A 17,258-nucleotide genomic window follows, 5' to 3' on the forward strand; every position below is an offset into this window, starting at 1 on the left:
GAGCCCAAAATAAAAATAACGAAATGACAACGATATATTTAAAACGGTGGCGCGATCCGATTATGACGATCTTATTCTTGCTGCTGAACACGCTGTTTGCGACAGCGCAGGAAACATCCGGATCACTAACGGGCCGGATAGTGAATACCCATGGCCAAGCCATTGCCGGCGCAACGATTTTAGCGGTACATACCCCTTCGGGCACACGCTATGGCCTTTCCGCCGATACTGATGGCCGGTATACAATCAATAACATGCGCATCGGTGGACCATACAGCTTAACGGTCTCTACAGTCGGTATGCAACAGACTATCCGATCGGATATCTATATCCGCTTAGGCGCTGCACAGCTGCTCGATTTTGTATTGGGCAATGATGCTCAGGCCTTGGAGGAGGTTACCGTCACGGCCCGTGTGGCTGGTAAACATGCTGATAGCTATGGTACGGGCAAGAATATCAACGCCCGACAGGTACAGGGTATGCCTACAGTCAGCCGATCCCTGACAGATATAACGCGGCTTACACCACAGGGAAGTCGCGACAATAGTTTCGGAGGCACCAACTTTCGCTACAACAATGTCACCATTGATGGTGCGATCAACAACGATGCCATTGGATTCTCCCCATCATTAGGTGGACAGACGGGTACTTCGGGTATGACCGGGAGTTCTACGCGAACCAATCCGGTCTCGTTGGATGCCATACAGGACATGCAGGTATATCTAGCTCCTTATGACGTGAAAATCGGAAACTTTACTGGCGGATCAGTCAATGCTGTCACCCGTTCGGGCACGAATAAAGTGGAGGGTTCTGTCTATGGTTTTGGTCGCAATGCCAGCCTCATAGGAAAGGATCGTGTGGGCACGCTTGGCAAGATGAACAATGACTTTTATGACTATCAAGCAGGTTTCCGCATTGGATTTCCGATCATTAAGGATAAACTGTTCTTTTTTAGCAACGAAGAGTTGACCCGTCGCCAGGATCCTGCCCAATTGGTGACAGGCAGCAATGAAACCCTTCATATCCTGAGTCCGGAGGATGCAAACAATATCGCCGGCACTGTACAGAGCCGTTACGGTAACATCTTTGATGCTGGTACCGCAGGATCGTATACTAACTGGTCAAAATCGGTCAAATTTTTCAATCGTCTGGACTGGAACATCAATGATCGTCACCAACTGGGGATCCGTAACAATACCATCCGCAGTTCGGCGACACATATGGACCGTGACCAACAGGATTTCCGATTTTCCAGCATGGCTTTTAAACAAACAAACAATCAGAGTTCTACCGTCGCCGAATTAAAAAGCCGCTTTTCTAACTCACTTTCAGGAAATGCGGTCGTCGGCTATACGCTTGTCAACGATAACAGGGATCCATTGAGTGATCCAAGCTTACCGCAGGTACAGATTCAGGGGCGGACCCCCGGGAGCACCATCTATATCGGTACGGACCGGGAGGCCAGCATCTTTGACATGCAGCAAAAGACCTGGGAGCTGACAGCCAACCTAAACTGGAATATCGGACGTCATAAATTGCTCTTTGGCACGCACAATGAACTATACGGAATCCGCTATGGATTTGTAAATGCCTGGAATGGTCGGGTGGATTATAACAGCATTGAAGATTTTATCAGCAACACCCCCTATCGTGTGCGCGGTAGCTACAACTACAGCAACAATACCAGGGACTATATTCTCGATAATCCAGCTGCAGACTTTAACGTAAACATGTATAGCCTGTATATACAGGATGAGATCCGCCTTAGTGAACGGTTGCGGATCACACCGGGATTGCGTGCAGACTTAGCCCATCTACCGACCATGCCCACATTAAGTGCGAAGGTAAGTGATATCTGGGCAGATCCGAATTTCGGAACGACTTATAGCTATACCCCATTGAATCGCATTAAAAATGATTTCCTGAACCGTATACAATTGTCTCCACGTGTGGGCTTCCGCTGGGAAGCTACCGAAGACCGTCGTCTGGTGCTACGCGGAGGTGCCGGGCTCTTTACCGGCCGCATTCCCTTTGCATGGCTAGCCTATGCCTATTACAATACGGGTGACAGCTATGGCGCATTTGACCAACGTGCCGATCAAAAAGCTTTCACACCCGGTTCGGACGCTATTAAACCTAGCCCAAATGGTCTGGCGGATTTTATTGGGCAGAATGGAGCCATCGTTGATAATCCCAATAGTGGAAAAACACAAGTGGACCTGGTGGACAATGGCTTTACCTTGCCACAGGTACTCCGTGCCAGCTTGGGTGTGGATTATGAAACGATAGATAACTGGAAGTTTACGATAGAGGGCATGTACACCCGCAACATCAGCGATGTTATCTTTCAGCAATTGAACACTAAAGATAACCCGTTCTGGTATGGATACGACAGAAGCAAACAGCAGCCTGTATACACTGGTACAGTAGACAACCGTTTTTCCAATGTTTATCTCTTGTCCAATACTAGTCAGGGGTACCGCTACAGCATTACTGGGACAATCGCCAAAAACTACAAGGAGCTGAACGCCACGGCAAGCTATACCTTCGGGCAGTCAAAAGATATCTCAAATGGTGTTCGGAACTCCATGGAATCCAACTGGCAGTTGAACCAATCATTAGTCCCAAATGATCCCAAACTTGCTTACAGCAACTTTGACATCCGTCACCGGATAGTAAGCAACTTTAGTTATACGCACAAATGGAGATCGGCAGGCCGTACGAACATCAACCTTTTCTTTTCGGCCCAGTCTGGATCGCCGTTTACCTACGGAATCGTGAATGGCAACATACAAGGGCTTCCGCAACAGGTGTCGTTGGTATATATACCGTCACAAGCTGAAGCTATAAACTATTTCAAGGATGTGGAGGGTGGTCTGACCGCTCAGCAACAAGCTCAAGCTTTCAACACTTTCATTGATGGCAACGAATACCTGTCATCAAGACGCGGGGGTTTTACCGAACGGAATACCGGCCGCACCCCATGGAACATACAGGCTGACCTGAGAATGGCACACGACTTACCCGTGATGAAGAGTGGGCAGTTTTTAACAATTTCGGCAGACATCGTAAACCTAACAAACCTGCTTTCAAAGGAATGGGGCGTACAATACTTCTCACCGAATACGTTCAATTCGACCAGTTCGGTGGGATTGACTCCAACACTGTTCCCGCCACAGCAGCATACCGGCAACTGGCCGATATACACTTTTAGTGACCCGGGTAGCCCTTATAGTATAGACTATTTCAATTCGAGAGCACAGGTCCAATTAGGAATTAGGTATACTTTTTAGAAATTAACATTGAATTTGCTGAGCTACAATTACACTTGGCATTACAATACCTGGACCGGCCTTATAGGACCGGTCCAGGTATTGTAATTTTAAATCGTTAAAAAATGGACATTGTTAAAATTACAATAGCGTAGCAAACAATGCCTCTATTATGCGGTCCTGTTTCCGCTTTTCAAGTTTTAAGGAAATTAAGCAAGTCAGTAAAAATAATATGCAGGGACTATCAAATATTTGAAAACCATCCGTATGATCGGTATGTATAATATTATAAGCGATCACACATCCAAAGATTAAAAACAGTAACAGTGGTATATTCGGCAATTTTCTTGGTTGAAAGATTGCCCCTTATCGACTCATTTGTTATATTTTCATGGAGCCCCAAAATATAAGTCACAAACGACAGAAGAAATATTACAATTTGAAGAAAAAATAACGAGAAAGTGTATCGCACATGTATATCACATTTTGTCATCAATTAAAAAATAGATCCTTATATCAACACCAGTATCCGTATAATCTGACCATATGATCGGATAAGGTTGCGATCATTGATTTCTGAATGTACTGTGAACACACAAAACAGTTCGATAAGTTTATCCTTAAAAGAATATAAAGTTCCAAAACACCAAAAGGGAGCGTCAGTACGCCATCACCTTTCTTTGTTCAGTTTGCATACTGATAATGAGATAGTTAACCTCATTCAATCGTATATCTTTTTGAAGTCTGGCACCTAGATACATCCTTAAAGGAGATATTAAACAATTGATCAGCTTTAGTCTGCAAAAGAAAGTCTCTCTGGAATATAAAAGCTCTTTGGTAAAACGGTGGCTGTTTAGGAGAGAGCTTTGCTACTTTTGATCGTGGAGTAGAGAAATTAGTTTAAAAAAAAGCAAACGATCAAGGCTTCTCTTGTGTTCAACTCAAAAACTATGATGACCTTTGTTTTCAATACAAAATATATGGAGTTAACCGCCCGAGGGATGTCTGCAATGTTGTATCTTATGTCTGTGGTCCTGCTGATACTTTTGGGCAGTTGCCATGAAGACGATAGCCCCGCACCGGATCAGGCACACCTAAAGGTCAAGGTAAAAAGTGACGGTGATCAGTATGATGCAGTCTATCTCAACATCCTACAACTATGGACTCGCACATCTGCGGGTGGAGGAAAAATCGAGGCGAATAAAAAATTAAACATCCTAGGAATACAAAAGGATAGCATCATTGCAGGGGGACATGTCCCCCATGGCAACATACAGGAAATTATGCTAAAAGTAGTACCTGCTGGCAATCAAATAGTGATAGATGGATCTCCCTATCCTTTAGAGATGCCACAAGGACAATTTATTGCCGTGAATATCGCGGAGAATAAACTGCTCATGCCGAATGAAACGCATACCTTGATGCTTGATATCAATCTATCAGATTTTATCGATGAGACTGTTAATGGAAAATTTGTAATTAATCCTAACATAACTGCGGTATTGGATTAACGCAATATTGAAATGGTACAGCTCACTTTCACCGATAAGGCAAAATGTCAGGTTGATACGTGCTTTTATCTTTTGAGCGGATTTTGCGCTGCGCTGTCCCCAAGTTTCTTGCAGCCTATCTTTCATCAGCAATAATGAACTATGATTTAGCAATGAGTACTTCTTGCTATGATCATCCACTTTCCTATAATCAAAATAGCGCGCTTAGCCCATACTTACAGATCCGATTACGGACCTGTTGTTGCCCAATTCGCTCTCTCGGTCGCGGTGCCAGGCGGCCGAATCATTGTTATCGCGGTATAAATTTAACAGTACCGAATTAAACGTACAGTGAATCTGTTGTTCGATCCTCTCCTTCAACGCTTTTTAGGGTTCAAGCCATTGGTTTGCGACTATGGTTTTTCCGGCCAGCTGATAGTTCGTGTCCTCCTCACCATACCAGGCCGTCAACCTGGGCGTCATCACCGAACGATCGTATATTTTTCTACATCTTTGCTGCCATGGCACTACCTTGAGCAGGAGATCAAACAGCTGATCAGCTTCTTGTTGTCTAAGAAAATCCGGCTCAAAGTCCATGAGTTCTTCGGGGAAATTATATCCTTCATTTTCAAATAAGCTAAGCTGATCCATATTGCCATTATCTTAAATTTTATCAATGCGCCAATTCTGTCAAATCGCCGTCCTGGCAAGGAAAGAACAATTCTTCCCGCAGAGGGTGTACCATTTTAATCAAAAGGCACATGCTACTTGCTCCTCGGATCGGATTCTAGCGACATTTCTGCACAACTTATACCGCGATAGACGGACAATCATATTCTAAAACCTTTGGTCAGATAGATGCCAGCGCCATGGAGTGGCTATCTGGCTGGGTGATGCGGGAAATGTATCGTATCAAACACTGCGTGTTTAGAGAGAAAATTCAATTCCGATCTACGTTGTAGAACGTAATATTGAATTCATGAAATCCGTAGGAATAATAATTACTATTTGTAAACGTTATTATTACAATAGAACTTTTAAAAGAGTATGAATGTTCTACTAGCTTTTGGATAATATGAATTTCTCATCTTTCAAAATATATCATCATGAACGGAATCATATTTCAAGGAAAAAGTCTCAATGTTGGGTGTACGGCAAAATTTCTGTTCGAACCCCAAGTAAGTGTAGAAAATATTCCGGCAATAGCAGAACTTAGCACTGGTGAAAAAGCATATGCTGAAATACTTAGAGATACCACTCCTCTGATAACAGTCCGTGTAGGTGAATATTTAAACGGAAAAGGGAAGAGAACCCGTGAAACAGCTTGGGTTCTCTCCTATAATCATAAATTAAAATCATGGCAAATAACGAAGAGCCTCACCAGAAAATAGCTTACTTTATTTGTTGAGGATGTTAAAGTTAATTTACAGCACTTATAGCATCCATTACCGTTATTTCTTTTGTTATGCGTTATATTATATTAACTTCTTGAACAAATTTACGGTATAATTATATTTGACTGGGCTTATTGCCATAATTTTAATAAAAAGCTGATAAAACAATTATCAAAAGGAAGTTACAAAATTGCCTGCGTACCGATATGCTCCAATGCCGAACTTACAAAGGACCGAGAAATAACGCAAAAGTACATTGACCTCCTAAAGGAAAATATTAAGGATGAACCCTACGGTTGGTTATGGGCACATAAGCGTTCGAAGCGATGAGTATACTGTACTATATTCTCGTAATGGCGATATTTATGATATCATCAAACAGGCACGCGAAGAGCTCGGGAATACTGGATTATTTTAAGCTACATTCCAATTTTTATTTACTATTATTTGGGGGTTGCTTTGCAGGGCTTCATCTACGAAATTTATTACTTTAAAGATATTTCCGCTCAAGCGAAAACGATGTGTTTCTTCTGCTGTTTGAATTGTCACGGTAGCATTGTAGCCTTTATAATGCGTTTGTGCGACATGAATACTTACTATATTGTTACAAGCGATGGTCGTATGACGTAAGTGTATGAAAAAACTGACTGCATCTTCTTTTATAATATAGGGCGGCATGAATTTTTCGTAGAAAGGAGCTTTATCGTTGAACTTTATCAGCTTTTCCATATCTTTTTCTGATAGTGTTCCAATAAACCGCCGATAATTATCAGTGTATTTTCTAATGTAAAGAATAGCTGGAATAACCATCAACATCACACAGCCAAAAAGTATCAGCGCATACAGATAACTGTCCTTCACCCTTGTATTATAGCGTTCTTCACCCAACACTGCTTTGCCATAAGATTCGGTTTCAATCATCGTCCCAACAAAGAAGATAACTGGTATTATCACACTGATCGACAACATAATAGCAATAATAATCAGACTTCGGCGTTGTAGTTCATTTATAAAAAAATTATTCATGGCTTTGTCGAATTGGGTACCGTGTTAGGATACATACCTTTTCTGCTACCTAGTAGCTTGTTATTTTTATCATATTTTTTTATTTCGCCAGTTGAAAGCAGCTCCACTTCGTAATAATCTAGTTTCCCACTTTTGTAGCAATACTGTATCTTCTGTGAATGATCTGCACTATTGCAATTTTTGCTTACAATAGTTCCATTCTCAAAATATTCAGTACACCATTCCTTATTCTTGGAGTAGTAGCTATGTGCTGTTTTCTGTCCATTTTTATTGAAATAAATTTTTTCTTCTGAACCAGAATGATAAAAATATTCTGCTTTCCCGTTTTCGTAAAACAGTCTTGTCGTTTTATTTATATGGTCGTTTTCCGATTTTATATTCCCATTCTCATAGTAGGCCGTCTCAACAGCATCAGACAAACCTGCCCCCATTCTTAAAACTATTTTTTTGGCTAATTTCCCAGTTTGACGAAAATGTTTTACCACAAAAACGGAGTCTTTTGTTTCAAAGTGGCTGATAAGGTTTCCTGAAGTATCCTTCAGATCTGTTGCAATTGCCAGGCCATTTTCAAAAGTAAAATACAAGGTATACAATTTCTCTCCTTTGGTTATTTGGGCTTTGGCGGTCTCCGTAAATTGATGTTTCCCATTTATTTTAAACCAAAATTTCTGATTTTTATTCTGTAAAAAATACGTTCCTTCTTTGAGTGTAAGTATTTCCTTTTCACGGTTTTCTGGGTTCGCTTTTATTTCCAAAATACCGAAGCCTTTTTCAAATTTTTCTAAATCCAAAAAATAACTATCATCGAGTTTCCTCACCTCTTGACAATAAGCTGTAATACCAAGAAAAATCAGGATGGTAAGTAAAATAATTTGTTTCATTTTTATGTGTCTAATAACTTTAAAGTTCTGATACCACTGCCTTAACCCATTTTATTGGAAACAGTTTCATTTATCTGTTAGTCAAAAACTAAATTCAGCTTAAATCTAAGGTATTTCTCAAGACAACAGGTTACAATTTTATATTCGAGGGTCATCGTTTATAATTCGTTTCAGTAACCTATTTATTTGCTATAGTCCTGTTTCCACTTAATTTTCTGCTTGCTTCACAACAGTGTTATTCTAGCAATTCGTGCCTGACCTGCTGCCAGGTTAAAACTTGATACCGGGGAGGTCTCAATACTAAGCGAACTATACCAACGGGAACGAAAAATCACATTAAACCAATTGATGGAAGCAGCTATAGATGGTGATCAACTAGCGATTAATTCATTCTCTCGGATAGGCTATATGCTTGGAAAAGGTATTGCTACTCTAATACATATTATCAATCCAGAAAAAGTGATTATTAGCGGATATGGTGCAAGAATCGGGCAAATATTGCTTCCTCAAATTCAGGCCGCTGTCGTGGAATTCAGCATCAATGGTCTGTCAAAGTATACGAGTATTGAAATATCATCCTTGCTCAATGTGCAGCTGATGGAGACTGCTTCTATAGCAATACTGGCATTAAATGGAGAGACATTAAATATTAGCTAATATTCAGTGTTTATGTAGATTTCGGATAAACCAATATTTTTAAGGCACCAAATTTCCCAACCTGTTCTACTATATTTCAATTTCAAAAAGAATGGCTTATGGATGGATGCTGGTTTACATAAACGCTGTAGCCCACCACCTCAATCCATCATCAATGCTTGTTATTTACAGGATAGAATGATAAGACCAGAAGGTCCATTACACGTTTTAAAATACTTTTCGTCTAATAATCTTAAATTAAATTTATTGATAATGCAGTATGATATAGTCAAAATAAAAGCTAATGCATTTTAATGAGCAAATTTTATGTGAAGAGCAATCCTTTCTTCTATCGGAACATCTAGTTTACGAACACAGACAGTAAAAAATTGAGCGGCTAAAAGTACTCATTCTAAAAATAGCGAGGCGATGAGAAAAACTGAAACGTGATTTCAAGAATAGATAAACATAACTACAAGATAATATTTATAGAAACATAATGAAATAATTACTTACAATTTCCTTTTTTCTCGTATTATTGCAAATAGAGATTTACGGCAAAACAATTATAGCCTTATCTAAAACCTTTCTTTTAAATCATTATGGACAACAGCTTAAAAAGTAAATTTAAAATTTCACCAACAGCCAGCTTAGTACTTTGTTTAGCAAGCGAAATTTATCAAGATGGAAAAACATGCCAGGCATATTTAGAAAACATTGAAACATCAGAAGGGGAATTGCTTTTAAAGAGTTTTAAACAAATTTTCGAACACTCCGAATCAATCGCTGTGCTGAGAAAGAGATATATCCGCAATCTTTTCGACTATTACGCTAATCAATTCACACAATTTCAGGTCTGTATTTTGGGAGCTGGTCTCGATCCAATTTCACTCTATCTACTAGAACAATACGACCATCAAATTGAAACGATCTTTGAAGTTGATATTGAATTTATGGATGAAAAACGAGCTCTCTATACGGAATTGATCGGTGATCAGAATAAAGTAAGGCTAATCACTCATGATGCTACTGATATTGACCCCTTGTTGGATGAACTAAAAAGATTGGGGCATCATTCATTAAGTCCGACGATATTCTTATTGGAAGGTTTTGTCTATTACATCAGCCGGGATAAGTTCAGTACACTGCTTGAAAAATTAGCTGCCGCTGATGGAAATAAAGTTGTCATACTAGACTACGTTTTACCATTTGAAACCATTCATGAAAGCAATCGGGAGAAATCCCGTCTCATGCTCCGTTCCCTAGAACAGGGCTTAGGCTGGCCAATCATGGTCTATCATAAATTTGATATCATCGGATTAATCCAATTTTTTAAAGGAGAAATCGTAACGTCTGATTCGACACAGTCGATGGAGAAAAAACTATATGGAGATAACGAAATTTATATCTACCCAACTAGCGGCTTTATGGAAATGATAAGTTTTCAGTTTTCATAAAAATCTTGAATTTGACAAATTCAGCTGGGATGCCAGCTTTTTAAGGGTCGGATTATCCCTATCAATGAAAACCAAAGCAGCAACGGGCAATTTAAAGCGGGTCGTCTCAAAATTTCAGTGGGCAGCTTTTAGTACAATAAATTGGAAAAGTCCAATTACTGCTATCGCAAAGACGAGGTACTGGTTGATGATGTGGCTATCCGAGGAAGACAATGTGTATGTATGCGGTATGTGGGAAGGAAATAAATTATCAAAAAATCATAGCGCTCAATTCGGCTAAATGCTGCCGTGAATGAAAAAACGTTAGTGCAGTATATGAGGCTGAAATTTAACCTAATATGATTTATCATATATAACTGACCATTAAATATTTGATGACTAAATTATCATTCAATCTTGCAATAATCATGTTTCCTTTATGACAAATGATCTGATCACAAAATTTCAAATGCCAAGAAAAGAAACTATGCACCATCATTCTTTACATTAAAAGTGCAGTATAATGAGAAAGCAATACAACTTAGATTTTCTGACGGTTCACATCCGCTCGTGATTAAAGAGATGTTAAGTATTAAAGATAAATTAGATTTTAACTAGTATATGATGATCTTAACATTGAAAACCCTGATATACCCATCATGATTAAAATACAAAGAGCACCACCCGAACTTCCAGATCCTAAGAGCAAAGTATCTCACGCTCTATATAATTTAAAAGGAACACAAGCTTTTGGAGAGTTTGCTTTTCCCCCGTTGTCCTTTTGGTGGTAAACGAATAAAATATTAAATAATGAAAACAATCAAATTTATACTGCTCATCCTCTATGTCATGATCAATAGCGTATACGCTCAGGACAAGGGAGAAATCGATAACTACAAGAAGTTTGAAAATTCTTTCCTTAGAAATTTCAAATACGCAGCTCAAGGTCTTATCTTTTATAATTAATATCTTTGGGGTATGAATATCGAACACATCGGACAGCCTTTCCTCAAAAAATTCCCTGGAGATTTTTCCAATAATCCTCTACAGAGAAATACGCCAAAAGTTTTGTTTGCCACGGTTAAACCTGCCGAGTTTTACAAGCCTCATTTAATTGCTTTTAACGAAGCGCTTTCTGAGGAAATTGGACTGGGAAAATTTGAGGAAAAAGATCTTAATTTTCTTGTGGGTTCTCAGCTTCCCAACAATATGCAGACCTACGCTACAGCTTACGCCGGACATCAATTTGGTAACTGGGCGGGCCAGCTGGGAGATGGAAGGGCTATTCTCGCGGGAGAAATTACCAATGCAAACGGCAAGAAAACAGAGGTCCAGTGGAAAGGGGCCGGTGCAACCCCTTATTCAAGGCGTGCCGACGGAAGGGCCGTGTTGAGGTCTTCGGTACGCGAATACCTGATAAGTGAAGCCATGTATCACTTAGGGGTACCCACTACTAGAGCGTTAAGCCTGGCCTTTACAGGAGAAGACGTCATACGGGATATCATGTATAACGGCAATCCTCAGTACGAAAAAGGGGCCGTAATCATAAGAACGGCCGAAAGCTTCCTTCGTTTTGGGCATTTTGAGCTGATGTTTGCCCAGGGTGAACACATGCTCTTGCAGGATATGCTTGATTTTACGATTGAAAACTACTTCCCTGAAATTGTTTCATCCGATCATCAGAAATATAAAGATTTTTTTGAAAACGTATGTACCCGCACGGCAGACCTAATGGTAGAATGGTTCAGAGTAGGTTTTGTTCATGGTGTAATGAACACGGACAATATGTCTATCCTAGGTTTAACGATTGATTATGGTCCTTACTCCATGATGGATGAATATAATTTAAATTTCACGCCGAATACAACGGATCTCCCTGGAAGAAGATATGCATTTGGGAAACAGGGACAGATTGCACACTGGAATCTATGGAAACTTGCGAATGCCCTTCAACCGATAATCAACGATGAAAATTTTTTGGAAAACACGTTAAATGATTTTGGAATTTATTTTTGGGAAGCCCATGATAAAATGCTCTGCAAAAAATTCGGATTTGACGGGCTCAAAAAAGAGGACGCAGAGTTTTTCACCAACTGGCAGGGCTTAATGCAGGAGCTGCAATTGGATCACACGTTATTCTTCAATCAATTGGAAAAAATAACACCTGATACAGATTTAAATGAACATTTCAGCCCGGTCGCTTATACTGTTTTCAATGAAGAAAAAATCAATAAACTTGAAGACTTCATTGAACAATACCGATCCCGTCTGCATTCGAATTCGATTTCAAAGCAAGAGTCCCTGAAATTAATGGAAACGACAAATCCTAAATTTATACTGAGAAACTATCTACTCTACGAGTGTATCGAAGAAATTAGTAGCGGAAAAACAGAAATGTTAGTTAAACTAACTCAGGCATTAGAACATCCATACCAGGAACTATTTCCGGAATTTTCCAAAAAGCGCCCGTCCAGCTATAACAATACCGCAGGATGTTCTACGTTATCATGTAGCTCATAACAACAGAGATTTATTATATTTGACACACTTAATGAGACAGCCTATTGTATGAATTTGAAATGGCGGCAGTCACACTGACCTATAAGCTTTAGGAAGCTGTCTTCAGCCATTTCAGGCTTCCAGTATCTAGTGAAAATTTATAACCGCCAAATAGCAATGTCCAGTAAAATATTCGGCAATGCTAATATCAATAAATATAGAAGTTACTCATTTTAAATAATTGTTTATTCAACTCGATACTTTAATAAAAATAAAATAATAATTCTGAATCGAACTAGATGTTGTTATGAATGAATTTATAAATTTTCAAATAGATCCAACAATGAGCACGCTGATCAAAATATAATCTACTGAAATAATAGCGCAGATTTTGCCTTTATGGTCGGAAATATATTTTTGCTCATTCGATGGTTTTAAGTCGAAGAGAATTGCATTATCTTCCATCGAGGACGGGGCTCTGAATTGTATTCGATTAAATTGCCGCTTCTAAAATAAGATCTGGTACAAACCCAAACCAGGAGCAAAAAAATACGGCTTATCTTTTAATGTTATGATTTTCGGCATGGTCATGTCATCGCACTTAAAGCGTTGTTTTTTCAGTTCGTAATAAGCCAAATAATCCGGACTGGGCAGTTTGCCATTATGCCAGCCAATCAAAACATCGTCATCGAATTTAGGAATTTCAGTTTTTGGTATATCGAGTTCGCTTTTAAAAAGGTCTGTTTGTCTAACGACCAAAGTCTGATTGATCACTTTAAATACATCGCAGCGCTCTGTATTCACGATCGTGTAAGGACAAGGTTTTAGCCCATACGGCTGCAGTATCTCCAGCTCGTATCTATTTAAAGCTTTCATCTGCAGACTATCGTTCAGATCTTTCAATTCTTCCGACTTTCTCCGCAGGCTATCTGTGATAACGACCGTTTTAAAATCTTCTTGTTTTTTATAATCCGGATAGAAAAACTTCTTTCTGTTGAGATATAAATTCCCCTGTGTATCAATATAAAATGGCTGTTCCCAGTCGTAAATCTTTTCAAACACAATATTTTTATCCACATCAATAATTTTTACGGGCGAATTACTGTTGCTGGGCTTTAAAAGTATTCTGTCATCATTTAAAAAAACAAGACTGCTTAAGCCTGTCATATCGGTAACTTTTCTGAACTTGCTTTCGTCTTTTAGCAACTCGATCAGTTGAGGCACATCGGGGTGTTTATCTTTTTTAGGGATAGGATTACAGCCTAAAAACACAAGTAATACAAAGAAAGGAAGGTATCTCATCAGTTATTCTTTCGTATAATTTGATTTTCTGTTTATATCAACCGGCTCACCTAAATACTTTGGTCTTCTGTTTCTTATCACATCTAAAACGGCTTTGCTAACCGATAGTTTTTCCCGGGATGCATAGTATTTATAACCTGGATAAACGCCCCTATCTGCACTATAACCGAATGATTTTATTCCCAATTTATCGCCCAGATAAATACATCTGTTCAGGTGATATTTCTGAGATACCAAAATTGCTGTATCAACATAAAAAATATGTTTTGCACGGTACATGGTCGAGTAGCTATCAAACCCAGCATAGTCGATGTAAATTTTTGTGGTATCGACTCCATTTTTCTGACAATATAACTTCATTACTGTAAGCTCATCGTATTCATCTCTACCGTTATCTCCTGACAGCAATATTTTATCCACCTTGTTGTTTTTGTACAGCGAAATCCCGGCATCCAGCCTATCTTTTAGATACCTGCTTGGCTGATCGCCGTTTATACCGGCACCAAAAATGATGGCTACCTTCGTTTTTGGCACATCTTTAAGTTCGGTAAAAATCAGCTTTTCTGTTTCGTCCCTTACGTTGCTGTTGGTTACTAAAACAACAAATAGCGCTATTAGGCATAGAATGATAAACGACAAAAGGAACTTTTTAATCTTTTTCATACGCTTGATTTTACAACAATTTATAAAAATCGGTTTTCTTTATCTCTCCGGCAAAACTATTTTCGTTTTTTTGAGACCCCGGCAGAATCCGCCCCCTCAAACCCCATAATGTATTTGATGTTTTCTTCTTCTACAGTAGTGATAAAAGGTGTTACATCTTTAAAATGGTTCCAGCGGTAACTTGGTTTTTTATTGAAATGCTGATACCACTTCCCATCTTCCTTAAAAGCGTAATTGTAGCGGGCGTAAACTTCGTTACGCATTTCTGCAAGTTGCTGTTTACTGTATTTTTTCACGTCTGCCCATGTAAAAATACGAAGTGAAATATCCGTAAAATTCCCTTCAGGTTTCCAATAAACCTTCCTATAGAAACGCTCGCTATCTACATCGTGAATACCGAATTTACTTTCTTTTTCACATTTGTATAGACGATAAAAATGAGACTTGTCTACCCTAAGATAGCTTTCACCCACAAAAAAATCAGAAGCCACATATTGTTTGTTAACTACCTTTACAGGTGCGAAAATATGGGTACCGATCCAACCGCCATCATGTACGTTGGGCAAACTTTCGCAGAGGGTGACCTGTTTATTGATCAGTCCTTGTTTGCTAAAGCTCAGGTGCTGATAGTAAACAAAAGTACAATAAGACCTTGGGTCGACTATGATTTTGATCTGATAAAGCGAATCGCGGTCTTCGGCAAGATACACACCGTTTACACTGTAAGCAAAGTTGTTGACATCGGTTTCTGCATCGTAGCCTTTTTCAAGTTCAGGTGCCCATACATTAATATCCGATTGGATTGTACACGGACAATTATTCACTTGTTTCGATTGAGCGAAAGTGGTAGAAACAAGTGGCAACATGATGAAAAGGATTTTTTTCATAGTTAAAGACTTTGTGGAAAATACCGTACATGATCATGACAAATATGGTATCGGGTAAACCCAGGTGTGATGTTTACGGAAACCGCGCTCCCATTTCCAAAGAACTGATCTTTTTTCATCAGAAGCTATTTAACAAACATTCCAGAAAGCAACATATTATCATTAAAATTCAAGGTCACTTTATAAGGTGAAGTTTTAATTTCGATATAATTGGCAAAATCAACTGGGTGATAGTCTATTTTGAGCTTTTCCAGCAACTTGAGCACTTCATCAAATTTTAAACCCGGTTTTAAGCCATTTTCAAAGGAGATCTCCACCTTTCTAAAGTCGTTGATGGCGAAGCCGTTAATGAAATTTTCCTTTTGATTATCGGGATTGCTGTTGCTTACAGCAAAGTAAAAGTAGAAATCATGATAGTTATTCTGATAATAGATTTCATTTGTTTTTGCCGTGGTCCCATCAATTTCTGCTATTCGTTCAAAACGCTTGTTTGTAGCTGATTTTAGAAAGTCTTCTTCTGTTGTTTTACCAACAATCAAACCATTAATGTTCCAGTTTTTATCAATTTTTATAGTAGGTTTCTCTTTAACATCTTCTGGCCTGGTTGCATTTTTCACCAAATCTGCCATGTACTTTTCATTATCGCATCCGCCAAAATCAATTAAACCATTCATAATATCCCAATAGCACGATTTGGACAGATCCGTATTGTTCAAAATGATTAATCTTCTGTAATCTGGAGCATAAAAAACAAATTTATTTTGAGCCTTTATATTCCAGTACAAACCGTTGTCAGTATTCGGATTTTTAGTGCCCTTACCGTATTTAGCCTCTAGTTTCTTTAAAATATTGGCCTGCAGTTCTGGCGTTTTCAACTCAATTCTTACGCCGTAGATCTTGCTTTCAGCATCATAATTTTTTAAAACCTCATATAACTCATTGATATTTTTAGCCTGTTTGAGATCGATATGTCCACCGCCTAATCGTGTAATGCTATCTGTTTTCAGTTTCTCCGATTCAATTTGAAAAATAATCCGCTGGCCTTCCAGATCAATTCCGTCAAAACTGTATTCCTTCGATTTTTCAACCTCCAACAACAAACTAAAAGGATATTCTACAGTTTCTACACCGATCAATAATACGTCATCAAAACTGCTGATTTTTTCAATCGGCTCGTTTAAGTTCAAGGTCGCCAGATCTATTTTATCTTGACTTTTACAAGAAAAAATTAAGGGTAAAATGGCTAATAATAGTCTATTCATATACAATTATTCTAAAATGGAATGTATTAGTTGATGATGTCAGCTTTATTCTATACTCAAATTTAACTGTAAAATCTATAAGAAATTAAACAAATTATAATTCGCTGGCGATGGGTTATCATTCGTAGGCATTTGCGTTTTTTTCGGAATTATCGCACCTTAAAAAATATATAGTTGCTTTCGCCGTATCACTTTCCATCTGAGTTAATGGCTGGAGTGAACATATATACTTCCCAAACTTTTCACTACCTGCTGAATGGCCTCCTCAACTGTGATCCCTGGGCACTCCGCTATTTCTTGCATCATTCCTTTTGCACCATATTCCCTGTCTTACCACCTAAAGTGGAAAATAGTCTCTTTGAACTTGACAAAACGTTAATTCCAGTAATTTCTATATTGGAAGCACGGGGTGACGAAAAACAGGAACGATTACGCGAATTGATTAAAGTAAGTTCCATTCTCGCACATGAAGGCTGGTAAAAAAAACAAGAATCAAAATTAAATCAGCTT

General features: G+C 38.8%; 16 protein-coding genes. 9 read left to right on the top strand and 7 right to left on the bottom strand.

What is annotated here, in order from left to right; translation table 11 throughout:
- The first annotated feature begins 23 nt into the window (after positions 1 to 23).
- Complete coding sequence (locus G6053_RS19185) at positions 24 to 3,293, top strand: carboxypeptidase regulatory-like domain-containing protein (protein ID WP_165307938.1); 3,270 nt, start codon at positions 24 to 26, stop codon at positions 3,291 to 3,293.
- 959 nt (positions 3,294 to 4,252) lie between these two features.
- Positions 4,253 to 4,783 (top strand): DUF4382 domain-containing protein, encoded by a 531-nt coding sequence (locus G6053_RS19190; RefSeq protein ID WP_165307940.1) that lies wholly within the window; start codon positions 4,253 to 4,255, stop codon positions 4,781 to 4,783.
- A gap of 366 nt (positions 4,784 to 5,149) precedes the next feature.
- Here G6053_RS19190 and G6053_RS30670 read toward each other — a convergent pair whose 3' ends face one another.
- Complete coding sequence (locus G6053_RS30670; RefSeq protein WP_206531776.1) at positions 5,150 to 5,413, bottom strand: hypothetical protein; 264 nt, start codon at positions 5,411 to 5,413, stop codon at positions 5,150 to 5,152.
- Positions 5,414 to 5,868: 455 nt separating this feature from the next.
- On the opposite strand from G6053_RS30670, the gene G6053_RS19200 reads away from it, so the two are divergent.
- Positions 5,869 to 6,153, top strand: a complete 285-nt coding sequence (locus tag G6053_RS19200) for a hypothetical protein (RefSeq protein WP_165307942.1) — start codon at positions 5,869 to 5,871, stop codon at positions 6,151 to 6,153.
- Positions 6,154 to 6,570: 417 nt separating this feature from the next.
- Here G6053_RS19200 and G6053_RS19205 read toward each other — a convergent pair whose 3' ends face one another.
- On the bottom strand, positions 6,571 to 7,182 hold the full coding sequence (locus tag G6053_RS19205) for a hypothetical protein (protein ID WP_165307944.1): 612 nt from the start codon (positions 7,180 to 7,182) through the stop codon (positions 6,571 to 6,573).
- The gene (locus G6053_RS19210; protein ID WP_165307946.1) at positions 7,179 to 8,063 is read right to left on the bottom strand and encodes a hypothetical protein; all 885 of its coding nucleotides are present in this window, start codon (positions 8,061 to 8,063) and stop codon (positions 7,179 to 7,181) included. Before G6053_RS19210 ends, G6053_RS19205 begins: the two co-directional genes overlap by 4 nt.
- Positions 8,064 to 8,360: 297 nt before the next feature.
- Here G6053_RS19210 and G6053_RS19215 point away from each other — a divergent pair, with 297 nt between their 5' ends.
- The 5 genes from G6053_RS19215 to G6053_RS19235 all read left to right on the top strand — a co-directional run bounded on the left by G6053_RS19215 (position 8,361) and on the right by G6053_RS19235 (position 12,655).
- The gene (locus G6053_RS19215; RefSeq protein WP_165309675.1) at positions 8,361 to 8,720 is read left to right on the top strand and encodes an ROK family protein; all 360 of its coding nucleotides are present in this window, start codon (positions 8,361 to 8,363) and stop codon (positions 8,718 to 8,720) included.
- A 581-nt stretch (positions 8,721 to 9,301) separates the two neighbouring features.
- Entirely contained in the window at positions 9,302 to 10,156 is an 855-nt protein-coding gene (locus G6053_RS19220) for a class I SAM-dependent methyltransferase (protein ID WP_108633333.1), read from the top strand.
- A gap of 64 nt (positions 10,157 to 10,220) precedes the next feature.
- A complete protein-coding gene (locus tag G6053_RS19225) occupies positions 10,221 to 10,436 on the top strand; it encodes a hypothetical protein (protein WP_165307949.1) in 216 nt (71 codons plus the stop codon).
- 509 nt (positions 10,437 to 10,945) lie between these two features.
- Positions 10,946 to 11,101 (top strand): hypothetical protein, encoded by a 156-nt coding sequence (locus G6053_RS19230; RefSeq protein WP_165307951.1) that lies wholly within the window; start codon positions 10,946 to 10,948, stop codon positions 11,099 to 11,101.
- A gap of 12 nt (positions 11,102 to 11,113) precedes the next feature.
- Positions 11,114 to 12,655, top strand: a complete 1,542-nt coding sequence (locus G6053_RS19235) for a protein adenylyltransferase SelO family protein (protein WP_165307953.1) — start codon at positions 11,114 to 11,116, stop codon at positions 12,653 to 12,655.
- Between the two features lie 486 nt (positions 12,656 to 13,141).
- Here the strand turns inward: G6053_RS19235 and G6053_RS19240 are convergent, their stop codons facing one another.
- The 4 genes from G6053_RS19240 to G6053_RS19255 form a co-directional block, all read right to left on the bottom strand.
- Positions 13,142 to 13,936: a hypothetical protein gene (locus tag G6053_RS19240; RefSeq protein WP_165307955.1), complete on the bottom strand. Its 795-nt coding sequence runs from the start codon at positions 13,934 to 13,936 to the stop codon at positions 13,142 to 13,144.
- Between the two features lie 3 nt (positions 13,937 to 13,939).
- A complete protein-coding gene (locus tag G6053_RS19245; protein ID WP_165307957.1) occupies positions 13,940 to 14,599 on the bottom strand; it encodes an ElyC/SanA/YdcF family protein in 660 nt (219 codons plus the stop codon).
- A gap of 56 nt (positions 14,600 to 14,655) precedes the next feature.
- Positions 14,656 to 15,486, bottom strand: coding sequence for a YARHG domain-containing protein (locus G6053_RS19250; RefSeq protein ID WP_165307959.1), 831 nt, complete (start codon positions 15,484 to 15,486; stop codon positions 14,656 to 14,658).
- A 125-nt stretch (positions 15,487 to 15,611) separates the two neighbouring features.
- On the bottom strand, positions 15,612 to 16,748 hold the full coding sequence (locus G6053_RS19255; protein WP_165307961.1) for a hypothetical protein: 1,137 nt from the start codon (positions 16,746 to 16,748) through the stop codon (positions 15,612 to 15,614).
- A 207-nt stretch (positions 16,749 to 16,955) separates the two neighbouring features.
- On the opposite strand from G6053_RS19255, the gene G6053_RS19260 reads away from it, so the two are divergent.
- Positions 16,956 to 17,228: a hypothetical protein gene (locus G6053_RS19260; RefSeq protein WP_108633327.1), complete on the top strand. Its 273-nt coding sequence runs from the start codon at positions 16,956 to 16,958 to the stop codon at positions 17,226 to 17,228.
- The last annotated feature ends 30 nt before the right edge of the window (positions 17,229 to 17,258 follow it).

This window comes from Sphingobacterium sp. DR205, from assembly GCF_011064245.1.
GTDB classification, from domain to species: Bacteria; Bacteroidota; Bacteroidia; order Sphingobacteriales; family Sphingobacteriaceae; genus Sphingobacterium; species Sphingobacterium athyrii.